Annotated in this window: 16 protein-coding genes and 1 tRNA gene; 10 read left to right on the forward strand and 7 right to left on the reverse strand. The window is 39.0% G+C overall.

Annotated elements, in window-relative coordinates; genetic code table 11:
• The 4 genes from AC1DNH_RS00645 (at position 1) to AC1DNH_RS00660 (ending at position 6,323) form a co-directional block, all read left to right on the forward strand.
• Positions 1-1,701 carry a RagB/SusD family nutrient uptake outer membrane protein gene (locus AC1DNH_RS00645; RefSeq protein WP_477625067.1) on the forward strand — a complete coding sequence of 567 codons (1,701 nt, stop codon included), beginning with the start codon at positions 1-3 and terminating at the stop codon, positions 1,699-1,701.
• Between the two features lie 18 nt (positions 1,702-1,719).
• Positions 1,720-3,237, forward strand: coding sequence for a glycoside hydrolase (locus AC1DNH_RS00650; RefSeq protein WP_477610279.1), 1,518 nt, complete (start codon positions 1,720-1,722; stop codon positions 3,235-3,237).
• Between the two features lie 133 nt (positions 3,238-3,370).
• Positions 3,371-5,212, forward strand: a complete 1,842-nt coding sequence (locus AC1DNH_RS00655; RefSeq protein WP_477610278.1) for a glycoside hydrolase family 35 protein — start codon at positions 3,371-3,373, stop codon at positions 5,210-5,212.
• Positions 5,213-5,267: 55 nt separating this feature from the next.
• Positions 5,268-6,323: a cellulase family glycosylhydrolase gene (locus AC1DNH_RS00660; protein WP_215126105.1), complete on the forward strand. Its 1,056-nt coding sequence runs from the start codon at positions 5,268-5,270 to the stop codon at positions 6,321-6,323.
• 171 nt (positions 6,324-6,494) lie between these two features.
• Here AC1DNH_RS00660 and AC1DNH_RS00665 read toward each other — a convergent pair whose 3' ends face one another.
• A complete protein-coding gene (locus tag AC1DNH_RS00665) occupies positions 6,495-8,042 on the reverse strand; it encodes a sulfatase (RefSeq protein ID WP_477625068.1) in 1,548 nt (515 codons plus the stop codon).
• 344 nt (positions 8,043-8,386) lie between these two features.
• Between AC1DNH_RS00665 and AC1DNH_RS00670 the strand changes: the two genes are divergently transcribed.
• A tRNA-Lys gene (locus AC1DNH_RS00670) sits at positions 8,387-8,462 on the forward strand.
• 93 nt (positions 8,463-8,555) lie between these two features.
• Here AC1DNH_RS00670 and AC1DNH_RS00675 read toward each other — a convergent pair.
• Both AC1DNH_RS00675 and AC1DNH_RS00680 read right to left on the reverse strand, forming a co-directional pair.
• The gene (locus tag AC1DNH_RS00675; RefSeq protein WP_477585467.1) at positions 8,556-9,281 is read right to left on the reverse strand and encodes a hypothetical protein; all 726 of its coding nucleotides are present in this window, start codon (positions 9,279-9,281) and stop codon (positions 8,556-8,558) included.
• Positions 9,282-9,362: 81 nt separating this feature from the next.
• Positions 9,363-9,941: a Crp/Fnr family transcriptional regulator gene (locus AC1DNH_RS00680; RefSeq protein ID WP_477608686.1), complete on the reverse strand. Its 579-nt coding sequence runs from the start codon at positions 9,939-9,941 to the stop codon at positions 9,363-9,365.
• Positions 9,942-10,243: 302 nt separating this feature from the next.
• On the opposite strand from AC1DNH_RS00680, the gene AC1DNH_RS00685 reads away from it, so the two are divergent.
• The 3 genes from AC1DNH_RS00685 (at position 10,244) to AC1DNH_RS00695 (ending at position 11,630) form a co-directional block, all read left to right on the forward strand.
• The gene (locus AC1DNH_RS00685) at positions 10,244-10,696 is read left to right on the forward strand and encodes an SRPBCC family protein (RefSeq protein WP_477585463.1); all 453 of its coding nucleotides are present in this window, start codon (positions 10,244-10,246) and stop codon (positions 10,694-10,696) included.
• Positions 10,677-11,000, forward strand: a complete 324-nt coding sequence (locus AC1DNH_RS00690; RefSeq protein ID WP_133777490.1) for an ArsR/SmtB family transcription factor — start codon at positions 10,677-10,679, stop codon at positions 10,998-11,000. The genes AC1DNH_RS00685 and AC1DNH_RS00690 overlap by 20 nt, the downstream gene beginning before the upstream one ends.
• An 84-nt stretch (positions 11,001-11,084) precedes the next feature.
• The gene (locus AC1DNH_RS00695; RefSeq protein ID WP_477585461.1) at positions 11,085-11,630 is read left to right on the forward strand and encodes an SRPBCC family protein; all 546 of its coding nucleotides are present in this window, start codon (positions 11,085-11,087) and stop codon (positions 11,628-11,630) included.
• 599 nt (positions 11,631-12,229) lie between these two features.
• Here the strand turns inward: AC1DNH_RS00695 and AC1DNH_RS00700 are convergent.
• Entirely contained in the window at positions 12,230-13,027 is a 798-nt protein-coding gene (locus tag AC1DNH_RS00700) for an AraC family transcriptional regulator (protein ID WP_477608684.1), read from the reverse strand.
• Positions 13,028-13,086: 59 nt separating this feature from the next.
• Between AC1DNH_RS00700 and AC1DNH_RS00705 the strand changes: the two genes are divergently transcribed.
• On the forward strand, positions 13,087-13,845 hold the full coding sequence (locus tag AC1DNH_RS00705) for a class I SAM-dependent methyltransferase (protein WP_477584471.1): 759 nt from the start codon (positions 13,087-13,089) through the stop codon (positions 13,843-13,845).
• 492 nt (positions 13,846-14,337) lie between these two features.
• Here the strand turns inward: AC1DNH_RS00705 and AC1DNH_RS00710 are convergent, their stop codons facing one another.
• Positions 14,338-15,318, reverse strand: a complete 981-nt coding sequence (locus AC1DNH_RS00710) for a GlxA family transcriptional regulator (protein WP_477584473.1) — start codon at positions 15,316-15,318, stop codon at positions 14,338-14,340.
• Positions 15,319-15,498: 180 nt separating this feature from the next.
• On the opposite strand from AC1DNH_RS00710, the gene AC1DNH_RS00715 reads away from it, so the two are divergent.
• Complete coding sequence (locus AC1DNH_RS00715) at positions 15,499-15,993, forward strand: SRPBCC family protein (protein ID WP_477584475.1); 495 nt, start codon at positions 15,499-15,501, stop codon at positions 15,991-15,993.
• A 257-nt stretch (positions 15,994-16,250) separates the two neighbouring features.
• On the opposite strand, the gene AC1DNH_RS00720 is transcribed toward AC1DNH_RS00715, so the two are convergent.
• Both AC1DNH_RS00720 and AC1DNH_RS00725 read right to left on the reverse strand, forming a co-directional pair.
• A complete protein-coding gene (locus tag AC1DNH_RS00720; protein ID WP_477584477.1) occupies positions 16,251-16,616 on the reverse strand; it encodes a helix-turn-helix domain-containing protein in 366 nt (121 codons plus the stop codon).
• 11 nt (positions 16,617-16,627) lie between these two features.
• Positions 16,628-18,568: an LTA synthase family protein gene (locus tag AC1DNH_RS00725; protein ID WP_477625069.1), complete on the reverse strand. Its 1,941-nt coding sequence runs from the start codon at positions 18,566-18,568 to the stop codon at positions 16,628-16,630.
• Positions 18,569-18,589 lie beyond the last annotated feature (21 nt).

Genomic DNA, 18,589 nt, shown 5'->3' on the forward strand with positions numbered 1-18,589 from the left:
ATGAAGAACAAATCAATATATATATCACTTTTAGGCCTGTCTCTTATCTCAACGAGTATTGTAGGCTGTAAAAAAGATTTTTTAAATGTAGAACCAACAGATCGGATCTCTACATCTGCTATAGAAACAGATACAGCTGTTTTTGAAGCCTATGTAACCAACCGTTATATCGCCAGTAGATTGCAGGATAAGGAGGGCGACGGTTCTTCACCGGGTTTTGGCAGAGGTTTTGAATATAGCATGTGGAGCTCATTTACCGATGAATCTATTTATAATAATGATGATGCCACCTGGTTGATCCAAAGAGGACAACTGGCACCTGAAAATTTAGGCAGTGCTGGTGTATATTGGGGAAGGAGCTACAAAAGCATCAGAGAATGTAATTATGCACTCGAAGTGCTTGGTAAAATTGGAATGAGTGCAGCACATAAAAAACAGTTAGTGGCCGAACTTAAATTTGTTAGGGCTTTCCGTTATCAGGATCTGATCCGGAATTATGGTGGCGTAGTTTTGATGGGCGATAAGGTAACGAACCTGACCGATAATCTGCAGGATCCGGCATTGTTTCAGCGCGCCTCGATTAAAGAATCTATAGATTATGTAACGGCACAGCTAGACCAGGCTGCAGCAGATTTACCTTTGGATAATAGTAGTAGCTGGATGGTAGGAAGGGCAACAAAAGGCGCAGCACTTGCGCTAAAATCCCGTTTACTTTTATATGCTGCTAGTCCGTTGTATAATGCTGGTACCTGGCAGGCAGCTGTTACGGCAGCTCAGGCAGTTATTTCTTTAAATAAATATGGAATTTACACGGGCGGTTATGGAAATTTATTCTTAACCGACCAAAGCAATGAAATTATTTTCGCGAGGTTGTTTACAAAAAATGCAAACCATACCCATTTAGAAATTGCCAACGGACCGAACGGTTATGGCGGCTGGGCTGGTAATACACCTTTGCAAAACCTGGTAGATGATTATGAAATGGCCAACGGCAAAGCCATTACCGATCCTACATCTGGTTACGATAACAACGAACCATATAAAGGTCGTGATCCTCGTTTTGCAGCCACTATTTTATACAATGGTGCAGCTTATCGTGAGCGTAATGTAGAAACCTTTATCCCGGGAGGAAAAGATAGTAAAGATGGAAATGATAACTGGAATACAACCAAAACAGGTTATTACCTTAAAAAATTCATGAATGATGCTTATCCATTGCAAAATCCTTGGGGTAATGCAGGGTTTCAGCCTTGGATTTATTTTAGATATGCAGAAATTTTGCTTAATTATGCAGAAGCTGCAAACGAAGCTTATGGCCCTGATGCCGTTCCTTCCGGATCAACAATGTCGGCAAGGCAAGCTATTAATATGGTAAGAGCAAGGCCAGGTGTGAATATGCCTGAATTGGCCGTTGGGCTTACCCAAACACAAATGCGCGATGCGGTTCGTTATGAGCGTAGGGTAGAGCTTGCTTTCGAAGAACATCGTTTTTACGATGTAAGAAGATGGAAAATTGCAGATGTAACTGAAAATAAACCTGCTGCTGGAATGATTATTACCAAAACAGGAACGGGATTTACTTATACACCTAAAGTTGCTTTAGACGGGCGTAAGTTTGAAACTAAACATTATTGGTTACCAATACCTAGGGCCGAAATTTTAGCTTCAGGTGGTAAATTGCAGCAAAACACTGGTTATTAAAAAACAATTTAACCATCAATGATAAAGTATTATAAACAAATCGGCTACTTTCTTACTTGCATTTCTTTGTTTTGCTATGGTAATGCTGCGGCCCAGCAAACTGTAAAGATTGAAATTCACCCATTGGTTCAATTTCAAACAATAGAAGGTTTCGGGGCATCTGATGCATGGACTTGTCAATTTGCCGGATTATGGCCTGCAGAGAAAAAGGATAAGATGGCCGATTTGCTTTTTAGTACCCAAATTGCAAAAACGGGTCAGCCCCTTGGTATTGGCCTTAATATGTGGCGTTTCAGTATTGGTGGTGGCAGTGCCGCCCAAGGTAAGGCAAGCGATATTGGCGACGAATGGCGTCGCCAATACGCTTTTCTGCAACCAGATGGCAGTTATGATTGGAACGCGATGCCAGGGCAAACCTGGTTTTTAAAGGCCGCTAAAACCCGTGGCGTAAAACAGTTTATCGGCTTTGTAAACAGTCCGCATGTGCTTTTTACCAAAAACGGAAAAGCTTATTCTACTGATGGTAACTGCAACCTGAATTTTGATAAACTTCCCGATTTTTCAGCCGATATGGTAGCCACAATTAAAGGGTTGAAAAAAAATACAGGGATCGAATTGGATTACCTTAGTCCGGCAAATGAGCCACAGTGGAAATGGAATGAGCACAATCAGGAAGGTTGTCCTTATAACAATACTGAACTTGCTCAGCTTTATAAAGGCGTAAATGATGCGTTTGCGAAAAATCAGATCAAAACCAAAATACAGATAGGAGAGGCCGGCCAGCTCGATTATTTATACGATAATGGAAACACCGCAAAGGGAAATCAGGTATATCAGTTCTTTAATGCTTCATCTCCGAATTATGTTGGCAACTTATCCAATATTGATCAATCTATTTCTGCTCATAGCTATTTTACAACAAGTCCTGAACAAAAATTTATTAATATCCGTAAAAAAACAGCTGAAGCAGTAGCTCAGATAAAAGGTTTAAGGTATTGGATGTCTGAATATTGTGTTCTTGGTGATGATGTGCTAAAGGGTGAAAAGCGTGATTTGGGTATGGTAACCGCACTGTTTATTGCAAAGCTCATCCATCATGATTTAGTGATATCCAATGCTACATCATGGCAGTGGTGGTTGGCCGTATCGGCTGGCGATTATAAAGATGGGCTGGTATATATTGATAAAAATAAAACAGACGGGCAGGTTTATGATAGTAAAATGTTATGGGCTTTAGGCAATTATAGCCGTTTTATTAAAGCTGGTAGTAAACGTGTTGGGGTTAGTATAACAAACGGAAAAGAAAAACAGATTTACATATCAGCATATCTGGATAATAGCAATCTGGTTACTGTAGCGGTTAATACTAGTGAACAAGATATCGACCTGGATATGGAAATAAAAGGAAGTAAACCAAATGTGGTGCAAACCTATGTTACATCTGCAGAATATAATTTATCACCATATAAGCAATATAAAACTAACCAGGGTATTAGGGTTCCGGCTAAATCTATTACCACAATAGTAAGTAAGTAAACCCAGTTTGGGGATGCTTGAATATCCAAAATTTAATCCTTTTCCAATTTTGTTCTCTGGAACAAAGCACCTTATCTATGTAGGGAAAGGAAAACTGTGCATATAATTTTATAAAACATAAATACACATCTTCATGAAACATACCTTCAAATACCTCATTTTTAAGGTAATTTTAATTACTTGTTTTGCCAGCTTAGGTGCTTTTGCACAGGCTCAGCACACTTTTAAACTTGCAGACTCTGTTTTTCTGCTTGATAATAAGCCTTTTCAAATAATATCTGGCGAAATGCATTACCCCCGCATACCAAGAGAAGCCTGGCGCGATAGAATGAAAATGGCTAAAGCGATGGGCTTAAACACCATTGGTACCTATGTATTTTGGAATGTACATGAACCACAGAAAGATAAATTCGATTTCTCGGGCAATAATGATATTGCCGAATTTGTACGTATTGCAAAAGAAGAAGGATTATGGGTATTGCTTCGCCCTAGTCCGTATGTATGTGCCGAATGGGAATTTGGTGGTTATCCATTTTGGTTGCAGAACATTAAAGGTTTACAGGTAAGGAGTAAAGAAGCACAATATTTAAAAGAATATAAAGAATACCTTACAGAGATTGGTAAACGGTTAGCGCCATTGCAAATTAACCATGGTGGCAACATCTTAATGGTACAGGTAGAAAACGAGTATGGCTCTTACGGAAATGACAAGGAATATCTGAAGATCAATGCTCAGCTCTTTAAAGATGCTGGTTTTGACGGCGTGCTTTCTACCTGCGATCCTGTTCCTGCATTAGAAGGTGGTCATTTAGCGGGTTTGCTTCCAGGCGTAAATGGCATCGATAGTCCTGCGCAGATCAGAACGCTGATCAATAAATATAACAATGGTGCCGGACCTTACTTTGTGCCAGAATGGTATCCGGCCTGGTTCGATTGGTGGGGTACAAAACATCATCAGGTAGATCCAAAAACGTATGCCAATAAATTAGATACTGTACTTAAAGGAGGGATTTCTATTAACATGTATATGTTTCATGGCGGTACAACCAGAGCTTTTATGAATGGGGCAAATTATAACGATTCTACAGCTTACGAACCGCAGATTAGTAGTTATGATTATGATGCACCTTTAGATGAGGCAGGTAACGCGACACCGAAATTTATGCTTTTCCGCGAAGCGATTAAAAAGAATTTGCCCGCAAACCAAATACTTCCTGTTGTACCTGCCGCCAAGCCGGCAGCTGCATTGCCTGTAATTACCTTTACCAAATCAACAGACATCTTTAACCTGATTGGGAAACCACAATTAAGTGAAAAACCATTAACCTTCGAAGCCCTTAACCAACCTTATGGTTTTGTATTGTACAGCAGCACAATAAAAGGTGGACGCAAAGGCATAATTAAAATCAACGAGCTGCGCGATTATGGCCTGGTATATATCAATAAAAAACTTGTTGGTGTTTTAGATAGAAGGCTTTACCAGGATAGTTTAACAGTTAATCTTCCCGCTGGCAATGTACAACTGGATATTTTAGTAGAAAACATGGGTAGGATTAATTTTGGGCCTTACCTGCTTAAAAATAATAAGGGGATAAGCAAAAGCGTAACCTTCAACGGTACTGAGATTAAATCGTGGAAAATGTACCCACTGCCATTTGATACTGTAAACACTCAAAAATTATTGCCTAAGGTAATTAGCCAATCGGCCGCTGTACTTAAAACTGCTTCTTTTAATTTAACAAAAGTAGCAGATACTTATTTAGATATGCGCAAATGGGGCAAAGGCGTGGTTTGGGTTAATGGACATAATTTGGGGAAATATTGGAGCATTGGACCTCAACAAACCATTTATTTGCCAGCAGAATGGTTAAAAAAAGGAAAGAATGAAATTGTAGTTTTCGAACTGCTTAAACCTACACAGCATACATTAACCAGTTTAGATAAAGCTATTTTAAATGAGTTAAAAAATAAATAACATTTTGATTTTCTTCTGGTTAACGCCTCACTAACCAAATATTAAATCATTACCTATGAAAATTAAAACGTCAATTGCAACAATGGCCGTTATGTTAAGCGCGTGCTTAATGGGCTGTGAAAAAAAAGAATTAACAGAAACTCCGCTCGAAATTGAAAAAACGGAGGTCACGGATGCTCAAAAAGCAGACGCAGAATCGGTTGGTGCTGCAGGAATTGCAGGTGTAAATTGGGCAGATGGCCGCGACAATTTTGTTGATGGCTGGGTAATCCCCTCAGGGTTAACCGCTGGTGATGATTACACCACGGTATCAGCAAAAGCAAATGCAATATTAACGGGTTTCCAAAATAACATGCCGGGTGTAAATACGGTAAGGTTACCAATTAACCCGCCAAGTGTATCCGATTCGTGGTGGGGCGCATATACCGGGGCAATAGATCGCGCTTTAAGTAAAAACATGAAGGTTATACTTGCTTGTTGGGAGAGTGCATCTTCCCATAATGGTACTATCGATGACACTACTCAGTTTTGGGCCATGTGGCAAACCGTAGTTAATAAATATGGAAGTAATGCAAACGTGTATTTCGAACCCATGAATGAACCCTATGGTTATACATTGGCCCAATTAACCACTATTTATGCCGAATGGCTTTCCCGTTACCCCAATGTAAGCAAAGGCCGGATTCTTCTAGGTGGTACTGGCTACTCGGAAAATGTAACAGCCGTTGGCGCTGATAGCCGATTTTCGAGCTGCCTCTTATCCCTGCATAACTATGCATTTTGGGCTACCAGAACACAATCGGCCTGGGAAGCTGACTGGCGAAACCGTTTTGGTAATTATGCAAGCCGTACCGTGGTTACCGAATACGGTGCAGCCATGACTACGGGTAAAAATTATACCGGTTCTGTTGGTAGCGATAATGAAATTGCCTATATAGTTGGTTCTACCAATGTATTTAGAAACGATAAGGTTGCCAGTGTGTACTGGCCAGGGCTTAGAGATAACGACAGTTATAGTATTCAGAACCGCGGCGGAAGCGGAACAAATATTACATTAACAACTACCAATCAATCGGGATTAACCCGTATTAGATATGGCTGGGGTTTATAATAAGATTTAAGGAAAAGAGATTGTATCATAAATATAGATTTGTCATCCTGAGCTTGTCGAAGGATTTGCTTAAATACCCTTTAAGTTGTTTCGACAAGCTCAACATGACAGCATCTGAGGTGACATCGCCTTTATGATACAATCTCTTTTGCTTTATCACGATAAACATACTTAATTGCCAAAAATCTCATCAGGAAATGGTACTGCTTTTCCGGTCGCTTTTTCTACAGGCATTTGTGCCCCACGTTCTTTTAAGGTTTTGCCTAAAAGTATAGCCAGCTTTTTCATTTCAGTGGGATTAGTTGATGAAAGACTATGCTGCTCACCAATATCTTTGCTTAAATCGTAGAGTTCAAATTTTTGTGTGCGCATCTGGTAAATCAATTTCCAGTTGCCAAAGCGAATGGCGCTGTAATAATTTATTCCAAGTACTGCTTCATCTTTAACAGTAGTCCATTTATTGGGGAAATGAAAAACTAAGGGCCTATCCTGAAGTTTAACTTCTGGGCGTTTTAATGTGGCGAACAGACTTAATCCATCCAATTTTTGGATGATTTTTGGCGCTTTAATTCCAGCTATTTCCAATATGGTCGGAAAAAAATCATCAATAATTACCGGGTTTCGATTCACCGAGTTAGCAGGAACGGCAAGGGGCCATTTTACAATCATTGGCTCGCGTACACCACCTTCGTAAACAGAGCCCTTACCCGATTTGAAAGGATAATTGTGTGTGTTTACAGGACCTCCTCTTTGGTGTGCATCTAAACCGCCGTTATCGCTCATGAAAATGATCATCGTGTTTTTATCCATACCTTTTGCTTTCAGGAAATCCATGATATCACCCAAACTTTTATCCATTCCTTCTACTAAACTGGCATATTTGGCTTCAGTACTGTCTAAACCTGCATCGTAATATTTTTGCACAAATCTTTTATCGGCCATAATGGGTGCATGAACAGCATAGTGGGCCATATTAAGATAGAAGGGTTCTTTTCTGGCTATTGGAATGGTAAGGGCTTTTTTTGCTTCAATGGTTAGTGCTTCTGTTAAAAAAGTGTCAGAATCGTAATATTCCTCTAAATCGGGTACTGCCTGTGCCTGCGCTTTCCCAGGCATGTTGCCATAACGTTGTTCAGCAAGATAGCTTTGCGGATGGCCTGCCGCATGCCCGGCAATGTTAACCATAAAGCCAAGGTTATAAGGGTTGGCTCCAGGCGTTCCCATCGAGCCCCAATGCGCTTTCCCTACATGTATAGTATAATAACCAGCATCCCTTAGCAGTTTTGGGAAAGGAGTCGCTTTAACAGCCTTTTCTATATCCGAATCGGGACTAAAACCATTGATATTCCAACTTAAAGGTGAGAATTGCTCATCTTTTTCATCGGTATTGTTGTTTTTTTGAGGCGAAGTCCAATTGGTAACATGTGTACGAGCGGCATTCATACCTGTCATTAGGCTTACTCTTGTAGGAGTACATACAGGTTGGGCATAAGCATTAACAAACTTCATCCCGTCTTTTGCCATGCGCTCCATATTTGGTGTATGGTAACGTTTGTTCAATGGCATAATGCTGTCGCAAAACGGTAACGAAGTATCCATGATACCCATGTCATCCACCAGGAAAACAATAATATTTGGGCGTGCCGGTGTGGTTGTTTTTTGAGCGAATGCAAAAAAGTTAATATTTAACAAGATGATGATGAATGCAGATTTTTTCATGGAAGTATTTGTTTGGCTAGAATCTACAATAAAAATAGATTTTTTTGGTAGACTTTAATTCTAAATTGTTGCGCAAACGTTTGCTGCATCACTGCGTTTATAGCAGCGTGAAATAATATTTGGATAACTACACGAAGGCTATTTTAACTTATTTGTCGGCTTTTACAACAAAGCAGATGAAAAGAAAGAAAAAAGATATTTTTTTAAGGTGCTTAACCCTGTGAACCCTAAATGTTTAACTGTTTTTTATTTAGTTAATGTTAAGTTTTTATTAAATAGATTGACTTTGTTCTTTGCGGGAATGAATTTAATTTCTAACTTCGCAGCCTCGAAAGGGACAAAATGATTCCGTAGCTCAGCTGGTAGAGCATTACACTTTTAATGTAGTGGTCCTGGGTTCGAATCCCAGCGGGATCACCAAAGGCGCAAGAGATTGCGCCTTTTCTGTTAAAAATATCCTTTAAACGGGTTTTCTACAAAAAGCATATCAGGAAAATCAATAAAAATCACCAACTAATTCCCATGAATATCACCTTTGGGCTGTTGTAATTTTCTGAAGACTAAGGTGTGTAAGAACAAAATGGTAGCTGGCGCAAATGCGGGGAACCAAACGAACGGAAATATCGCCATTTCCCGGAGATTCCCATTCGCACCGGTGATCACCGCGATCACCAGCAGGTTGATAATGTCCAGCATGCCGAAGATATTCCAGGCATAAACGGCGGTTTTCCACCCTGGTTTTTGTTTGGAGGCCATCCTTGCCACCGGTAGGGTCAAAAGCGCGGTAATGATGTCTCCCAGCCCGGCTGAAAAAGCAAATTCGGCAGGAAGTAAATGATTGCCATAAAGGATGATAAAAAATACTCCGACCAGCCTGAATATATGGATCGCGATCAGGGACTCCAGTTTAATTGAGTGAAGTAATGTCTTGACTAAGCCAGTATTTCCAATGAATCCGAATAAAATGAACAATAGGGGCATACCCGCCCAAACCATCACTTTAGGCGGTAAAGAATTAACATCAAGTATACCCTTTAAAGCAAGTACGGAAACATAAGCCAGATAAAGCATATAAAAACCAAAAATACAGAACTGTATATTCCTGGATTTAGGCAGCGTCAATCCAGCATCTAAAGCTGCCTGTTTTACCCGTTTTGTGAGGAATGCAATGGAATAAAGAAAACTTGCGATGAATAGCACGATCACCAAAATGGGCGCGCCTGAAATGAAATTTGCCATTTGAGTTGCCGATTAATATGAAAGCAAAGAAAGGGCAATTAACTTAAATTCCACTTGACATAGGACAGGAAATGAAACAGGCTATTTTTTTACCGCCTCTTTTCTTATTCTGCTTAAGGAAGTATCGGCAATCCCCAGGTAAGAGGCAATATATTTTAAGGGGACATGTTGAAGGATTTCCGGATGAGAATGAATCAGATCGCTGTAGCGTTGGTCGGCTGTTTCCTGCAAATTCGATAACATTCTTTCTTTAAGCAGGCTGTATTGGTTGACAATATTCAACCGTCCGAATTCACGAAATTCCGGGATGGCATGGAAACTGGCCTGCATATCTTCGTAAGTAATGGACCAGGTTTCACAATCGGTGATGGCCTGGATATATTCTTTGGCAGGCGTTCTTTTAAAAAAGGACAGCAGGTCACTTGCATAAGTGTTTGCCGGATAGAACGCGGTTGTAACCTGGTTGCCTTCGAGATCGTAGGTATAAGACCGGGCAATGCCTTTTTCCATAAAATGAGATGCGTTGCAAACCGAATCTGCTTTCAAAAAATATCCGTTCTTTTCAATTTTCACAGGTTTAAATTTCGCCACGACCAACTCAGCCCTGGAGGTGCTCATGGGCAATACCTGCTGAATAAACTGAATTAAATTTTCTTTCATCATTTACTAAAAAAGAATGGCAGTATTGTGGATAGTCCTGCTTTACCGGATTCCGCCCAATAAATGTATTATAATAAATTTAGTTTTCCACAATCTAAATCGACAACATGGCTATTGAAAGCTACCCTATTTTCAGAAACCAGGAAGGCGGCTGTCTCCTCTAGCTGTTTGTTAATGGTGTTTTTGCTATTGTCTTGTGGGAAAATAGACTGCCTGACGATTCCGATCTAAAAAAAATAGAAATTAAATTTGCGTAACTCAGAAGTTACCTATATATTTGAGTAACTCTTAAGTTACTCATTATGGCAAAAGTTATTAAACACCAGTATTTCTTCGCCCATCCCCTTGAAACGGTTTGGGAGTATTTAACCAATTCCGATCTCATGGCACAATGGCTCATGAAAAATGATTTTCAGCCTGTTTTAGGCCATGAATTTCAGTTCCGGACCGGCAGCATAGCCAGCCTGAATTTTGACGGCATTTTTTATTGCAAGGTGCTGGATATTCAACCTCTAAAAACACTAAGCTATTCCTGGAATTGCGGCCCTGGTGAGGGCACAATCACGCTTGAATCTGTTGTGACCTGGAGGCTCGAACCCAGGAACAACGGCACCGAAGTATTTCTGGACCACCGTGGCTTCGATAAGGCAGAAAATCTGGATATGTACCATGGCCTGCTGCATGGCTGGCTGGAGAAATTCCAAAAAATCGAAAAACTTTTAAATACAGAACCACATGGCCATACCAACGCTTGATACCTTCCAGGTGATCGGAGACCCGAGCCGGCGGAAAATGCTGATGCTCCTTTCGGAGAATAGTTTGACCATCAACAGCCTGGCCGATAATTTCGATATGAGCCGCCCAGCGGTATCCAAGCATGTCAAGATATTGGAAACTGCCGGATTTATTTCTATTCAGGACCTGGGCCGGGAACGCTATTGCACGCTGAAAAAGGACGGTTTTGAAGAATTGCAGGCCTGGCTGAACTACTTTGATGAGTTCTGGACATCGAAACTGAAAAAATTGGAAACCTTATTAAATAATAAATTACCTAACTAAAGACAATAAATGATTGCATCAAATTTGACAGCCGTCCTTTTGACGACACTATTGCTCTCAAACTGGAACAATTGCTCAAAGCAAATGACCGAAACAAAGTATCAGGTTAAAGTAACCCATTTAAAACAGAAAGATATGGAAAAGCAAGATTACACAGCCTCCATTTTAGTGGAGCAGAACCCAAAAGTAGCTTTCGAGGCTATCAGCAACTTTCGCAGCTGGTGGTCTGAAGAAATAGAAGGCCAGACAGATAAGCTGGGTGAAGTATTCGTCTATCACTATAAGGACGTCCATATATGCAAAATTAAACTCATAGAAATGGTCCAGTATAAAAAATTGGTTTATGAGGTTCTGGACAATCAGTTCAGTTTTACAAAGGATAAAACGGAATGGATCGGTACTAAACTCATCTTCGATATTTCTACAGAAGGAGCGAAAACAAAGGTAAAATTCACTCATCAAGGCTTAGTGCCAGAATATGAATGTTACAAAGTTTGCCACGATGCCTGGGGGAACTATATTAACAATAGCTTATACAGTTTAATTACTACCGGCAAGGGAAAACCTAACCCTAAAGATGCTGATGGTTTTAATGCCGAGTTAGCAGATAAATGGAAGATCAAACATTAAAAATCCTGATAAGACGAAAGTCCAGAAACGCTGATCTTTGAATTAGGTTCGAATCCCAGCGGGATCACAGAAATTCAAAAACCATCTTTATTTATCTTAAAGATGGTTTTCTGTTTTTATAATAATTTGCAGTGTCGCCTGAAATGCTATAAACGCAGATTTTGTGTTCGATGTATGTAAGGTCAACCCTATGGGATCATAAAAATGAAACTATACAGACCTTCCTAAGGTTCTGTTCTGGGACTTTGATTTCGACAAACTGGTGTCGCCAATCTTTATTACCTACAAAAGGCAATTTTCACAATTAATTATTTGCACAGATATCGGCAGGCTGGAATTGTTAATGATTTTCATTTTTTCAATAGTTATCTAAACAATGTTATGCTCACCTCTATTTAGATTGTAGCTGCTTTTCAAAACCAAGCCGATCTATTTTTATCATTCTCTGCCATTAACTCCGTAACTTCAAAAGAAAAATTACCATATATTTTCAGAAACTCCTTAATATGCGCTGCATAGTTTCAGGGCTGCGCTTAACCGTTGTTTCATCTTCGGAATTCATCTGGTGGGCCAATATTGTATCAGCCATTATATATATGCTAAATTAATCCCAAACTCCAATAATTTCCTGGTGTCTTGCCGAAATATTTTTTAAAAGTATAGATAAATGAACTGGCGTTTTCATAACCAGTTTCAAAGGCGATCTCTTTCACTGCTTGTTTGTTTTCAAGTCTCTTAATCGCTTCCAGCAGCCTGGTTCTTGTTCGCCAATCACTAAAAGTTATACCAAGTTCTTTTAGAAACAACCTGGATAAGGTGCGGCTACTCATACCCGCGTTATTGGCAAAATACTCAATAGGGAGCCTATAACTCAAATCCTTCTGAATTTCTTCAAGTATGGCTCGTAACCTTGGTTCAGTGCTCAGTGGTAAAAACGTTAAACTTGGCCCAATAACCATAAGCTCGTCTAATAATACCGCTGTAATCCTCTGCTGCTGGATAGAAAGGTTAGTCTGATCTTTGACAGACATGATTTTCAATACTAAGTTTTTGAAAAATGGGCTCATATCAAACGCAAAACTACTATCTGGTAAATTTTCTGTAAGTGAAGGATCAATAAAAATGGTGTTAATGTTCGCATTTTCGGAAAAAAAAACCTGATGTTCAACATTCCCCGGAATCCAGATACCCTGTAGTGGATTTACCATCCACATCTGTTTACCAGCAGTTATTTCCATTATTCCTGTGTCACAATAAATCAGCTGCGCTCTCGGGTGGCTATGAGCCGCCATACATCTTGCATTAGAAACCTTTTCCCAGTATATGGAAAATGGCCTGTTGGGGTTTACCTCAAAACCAAGGTCAATATCAATAACTGTCCGATAATTATTATTCATTGTCTAAATATAGATATTATGACACAATGAAATGATTGAGATTTACAAAAAAAATAATTATGAATAAGGAAGATCATAAAAAACAGATTATAGCTCAGTTTACAAATCAAGCTGCCGGTTATACGGCTATTGCATCTCACAGTGATGCTTTAGATAAGTTAATCAAAATTGTATCACCAAAAACAGAAGAAAGCGTTTTGGATGTTGCCTGTGGCTCCGGGATTGTTTCTCTCGCATTTGCAAAACAGGCTCTTCATGTAACAGGAGTTGATATCACTGAGGAAATGCTTAGGGAAGCCAAGAAATGCCAACAGCAGCAAGAGATCGTCAATGTTGAATGGGTGATAGGTGAAGCGGATGCGCTGCCATTTCCTGATAACACTTTTTCAGTTGTCGTTACACGGTTTAGTTTTCATCACTTTATTGATCCTGAAGCAGTATTAAGAGAAATGATCCGAGTTTGTAGACCTGGTGGCGCTGTTATGGTTACAGATGTTGCAGTTCCTGAAGCTTGCACTTTGAAGTACGACCAAATGGAAAAATTAAGAGATCCTTCACATGTAGCGGTGCTTTCCATTCCTCAGTTTAAGGAACTCTTTGAGACAAGCGGACTAAAAAATATACGTGGAGATAATTACAAAATGGAAATAGACTTGGAACAACAACTTCACGCGTCTTTTCCTACGAACGAAAACGCTCTTAAGCATATGATTATGGGAGATGTGGAAAAAGATCAATTAGGAATAGCCGTTACACAAATTGAAGAACGATTCAGCCTATTTTATCCAGTTTATATTTTAGCAGGAAACAAGTTATAATAAACATTAGATATAAAAAAGGTTTCTTCAAACCTTACAAGGGCAAACGCATTAAAATCGTAAAACATCATTTAAATATAGTATGGCTATTTTGTTTGGGGTGAAAACCAAGGCGTCTAATTTTTGAAACATGCTTTGTAATATACCATAGTAGTGAAATCACAAAAAACTCTACTAGAGAACTTTCATTACTTGTCATCTAATTCATCAGCCAAATTAATTATACGTTTTAAATCTGACACAAAGTGGTTCGAGAAAATGTCAGTGAGGTTCACGAAAAGCCTCATAGAAATGTGAGGCTTTTTGCATTTGTACCATTATCAATAACACTTTTATTCGTAACTTTCTAAAACTGAAAAACTAGAAGGTTACCGATTATGGACCAATATCCAAAAGTTTACCTATATCAACGGACTGTTCAGGCATAATTTTTCAAGGATTAGTAAAATACAGATTAATCATCAGGCAGCAGGAGCGTATTACCTGATGATTTTACATTACCATTTCCTTGTTGTACCGATTTCGATATTCCAGTGGAGATACTCCTGTAATTTTGCGAAATACCTCTCTAAAAGCCTTTACATCTGTATAACCAACCTCATACATTACTTCGTTAACGGTTTTTCTGCTGGTTTCCAGGGCTTTCTTGGCCGATTCAATTTTAGCGCGTTGTAAGTATTCTATTGGCGTATTTCCCGTTGCCTTGATAAATCTTCTGTCAAAACTTCTCCTGCCAACTGCAAACCTGGTTGATAAATCTTCTACAGATATTTTTTGCTGGAGGTGGTTTTCGATATACAATTGAGCTTCCTTTACCATATCGTCGCCATGCAGTTTTTGTCCTTTAAAAATAATAAAGGTCGATTGGCTTTGCCTGTCCATTTCAATCTGGAAAACCTTTGAACAGAAAATGGCGGTTTGCCTGTCGAAGTATTTTTCAACCAGATACAGCAGGAGATTTAAGAATGAATACGCCCCTCCATTGGTATAAATGCCATTTTCGTCTGTAATCAGTTTATCGGGTTGTAAATTTACTTTTGGGAACATTTTACTGAAATTATCAGCCACAATCCAGTGTGTAGAACAGGTTTTGCCATCTAATAAACCAGTTGATGCCAGTAAATATGCACCAGTGCAAACACTCGCTATTTCGGCGCCATTTTTATATTGCGCGGCAATCCATTCGATTAGTTCTTTGTTCCCTTCCATTGCCTGTTGGTAGTTGTGATTTAAAGAAGGGATAATCACAAGGTCGGTTTTGGTGATAGTTGAAATATGCCTGTGCGGTTTCACCGAAAACAAACCATCATAAAAATCGACGGCTTTGGAAATACCTGCCAACTCAATTTTGAATAACTGTGTTTTGCCGTTTTCCTGCCAATAGGCATTAGCCCTGCTTAGTATTTTGTAAGAACCAACAATACTACTTAAGTTGTTCGGTCCGTCGGGCACAAGAATGGTAATGTGTTTCATCTTAATGGTTTTACATCATGTTGGTTTAGCATCAATCTGCTAATTTTATATAGTAAAGATAAAACTTAAAGCTGTCCAAATCAACCCGCTACAATGTCTATTTTACACCCTGCTTGTATCGCATATTGCGGTTAACTTTGTTTTGTTCTAATCAATCTTAAATTAAACAACAGCATAACCATGGAAAAACAAGATTTTACAGCCACCATTTTGGTAGATCAAAGCCCGAATGAAGTATTTAATGCAATTACCAATGTTAGCGGATGGTGGTCGGAAGCCATTGAAGGAGCTACCGATATCATTAACGCCGAATCCGTTTATCATTATAGAGATATTCATTACTGTAAAATGAAATTGGTAGAAATGATTCCAAATCAAAAAGTAGTATGGCTGATATTGGATAACTATTTTAAGTTTACAACCGATAAAAGCGAATGGATTGGTACGAAGTTGGTTTTTGATATTACTAAAAAAGGCGAACAAACCGCTGTAACTTTTACGCACGAGGGCTTGGTGCCGCAGTACGAATGTTATGAAATTTGCAGGGAAGCCTGGACTAACTATATAAAAGAAAGCTTGTATAAGTTGATTACCACAGGAAAGGGAGAGCCAAATCCAAAAGAAACTGATGGTTTTAATACTGAATTGGCAAAAAAGTGGAAACTGGAAGCCTGATAACCTGAACTCGATTAATAACATGCTTTTAAAGATCCTCTATAGATATTTTCAACTCACCATCGTCACCCTGAATTTATTTCAGGGTCTATCTAGCAGGAAAGATGCTGAAACAAGTTCAGCATGACGATCGCGTTAGGAAAAAGAGACTAAAATTGATCACAACGAGTAAATATTAATCGAACTAGGGTTAAATATCTGCAGCAAGTTCATTAAAACTGAACTTACTGCAGTTAAAAGCTAAATTAAATTTATTGTTAGTGTTTCCGAAGATTTTCTAGTGTGCCAATAATCTTCTTTTGGCTTTTAATGGTTTCTTCGTAAAGTTCGAGCAATTTATTTTTTTCTTTGATTAAATTTTTAAGCTCATTAAGCTCCTCATCACTTTGGGCAAGGATATCGATTTCAAATTGAGCCAGGTCTTCATCTTTACGGTAGTATTCGAAAAAATTAATACCAAGCGCAATAGAGATCCTTGTTAATAAATTGGTATCTACCGAGGCCGATTTAAGTAAAGTATCTACCCGGTGTTTGCTAACACTTATTTTCTCGGCAAGTTGATCTCTACTCATCGATTTTGCCTTCATCTCTTTCCAGACCAATAAGCCAATATTTATGCCCATGATTAAATTTACTAGGGTTTCTTTTTAGTCTCAAAACCGTACAAGCCATTTTGGTAGAGGTACGATGCCATTTGGTAATTGGATATAGCCTCATTAATCAATTTCTGATCTGCTGGTATGGCTATAGCATTTCCGTTAGTAAAATCGGGTTTGTAAGTAGTTGCTTTTTTATTCGGATCGAGAATAACCAGCTTATTGTTTTTAATGTAGCCTAAGCTCTGGTAGGTGCTTATAAATGCCCTTTCTTCGCTATCTTTCATTTTAAATACATCCTGACCAAAAAACTTACTGTCGTAACTGAAATTGAGGTAACCCAAAATGGTTGGGCCGATATCAATCTGTGCGGTGAGTTTCTCGAATTTGCCTGGTGCAATGTGCCCTGGGCTGTAAAAAATCATTGGGATGTGGTATTTATCTACTGGTAATTCTACTTTACCAGCACTAGAAGCACAGTGATCGGCTACAATTATGAATAAGGTGTTCGAAAACCAGGGTTTTTGCTTTGCTTCACGTATAAATTTACCGATAGCGTAATCGGTGTATTTAACCGCGCCTTCTCTTCCCGTGTGCGATGGAATATCAATCCTTCCTTCTGGATAGGTATAGGGGCGGTGGTTCGAAACCGTCATAATTTGCGCAAAGAAGGGTTTCTTGTCTTTATAGTCTTTATCCAGTTCGCGTAACGAAAGCGTAAATAAATCTTCATCGGCAACCCCCCAGATATTTGAATAATGGATCTCTGAATCCTGAAGTGCACTTCTATCCGTTACCTGATAACCATTGTTGGAAAAGAACTCGTTCATATTATCAAAATACCCATAACCACCATAAATAAATCTGCTGTTGTAACCTTTTGAACGGAATATGCTACCTAAGGTAAACAGGTTTTTATTATCTGGCCGTTTAACGATCGATTGTCCAGGGGTAGGCGGGATGCAAAGTGAAAGTGCTTCCAGACCACGCACCGTACGCGTTCCCGAAGCGTATAAATTGTTAAAGAGCAAACCTTCTTTTGCCAGCGTATCGAGCTGTGGGGTAATGTGCTGGGTATTGCCAAAAGTACCTAAAAACTCGGCGCTTAAACTTTCTACACTGATCAGCACCACATTCATCTTATTCTCGGTACCCGAATTATTGATGGTTCTGGAGGTATTTTTAAATTCTCCCTTTGCAGTAGAATCTTGTTGCAGTAAGTGACTCAGAATAGCTTCTGCATTTTTGATCGGGAGTGTTTTATAAAAAGTATTATAATCCAGCTGATTGTTCCAAAATGCAAATCCAAAATCGTACATGCCATTGCCTGAAAGCTCGTTTACATATTGATTTTTGCTGTGATACTTCCATTTATGGCTTACACCAAAATAAGTAAGCACTGGCAGGCTCAAAAGAATCAGGGCAATTATGGTGCGTTTGCCGAAACTGGTTTTATTGGTTGTAGAGGAGGTGATGAACTTTCTTAAGAAATAAACGATTAACAAGGTAACGATAACCAAACCTACCATAATACTGTTAATGGGGTACGATTGGCGGATATTTCCAATAACTTCTGTGGTATATACCAGATAATCGACCGCTATAAAGTTATAACGGACAGAAAATTCTTCCCAGAAGAACCATTCTGAAATGGCATTGAAAATGAGCGTGAAAACAACAAAGAAAAAATAAATGAACAATAATACCTTGTTGAATTTACTGGCATACCATTTAGAAGGGAGCAGCCATAAGTAAATTATAATCGGAATTACTGCAAAAGATGCGGCAGCAAGATCGTAAAACAGACCAATAACCAGGATTTTAAGGAGATTCAGTATCGACCAATCAACACCAGATGCACTGTAAATTAATAAGGCAAGTCTCGTAATCAACGATATGCTGCACAATAGCGCTGTGGCTAAAAAAACTGGTCCAAATCTATGATGGAGTAATTTATTTGTTTTTTCTTTAATGCTCATAGTTAAAGGTGAATCCAAAGC

Source organism: Pedobacter sp. 01N310 (assembly GCF_056399805.1).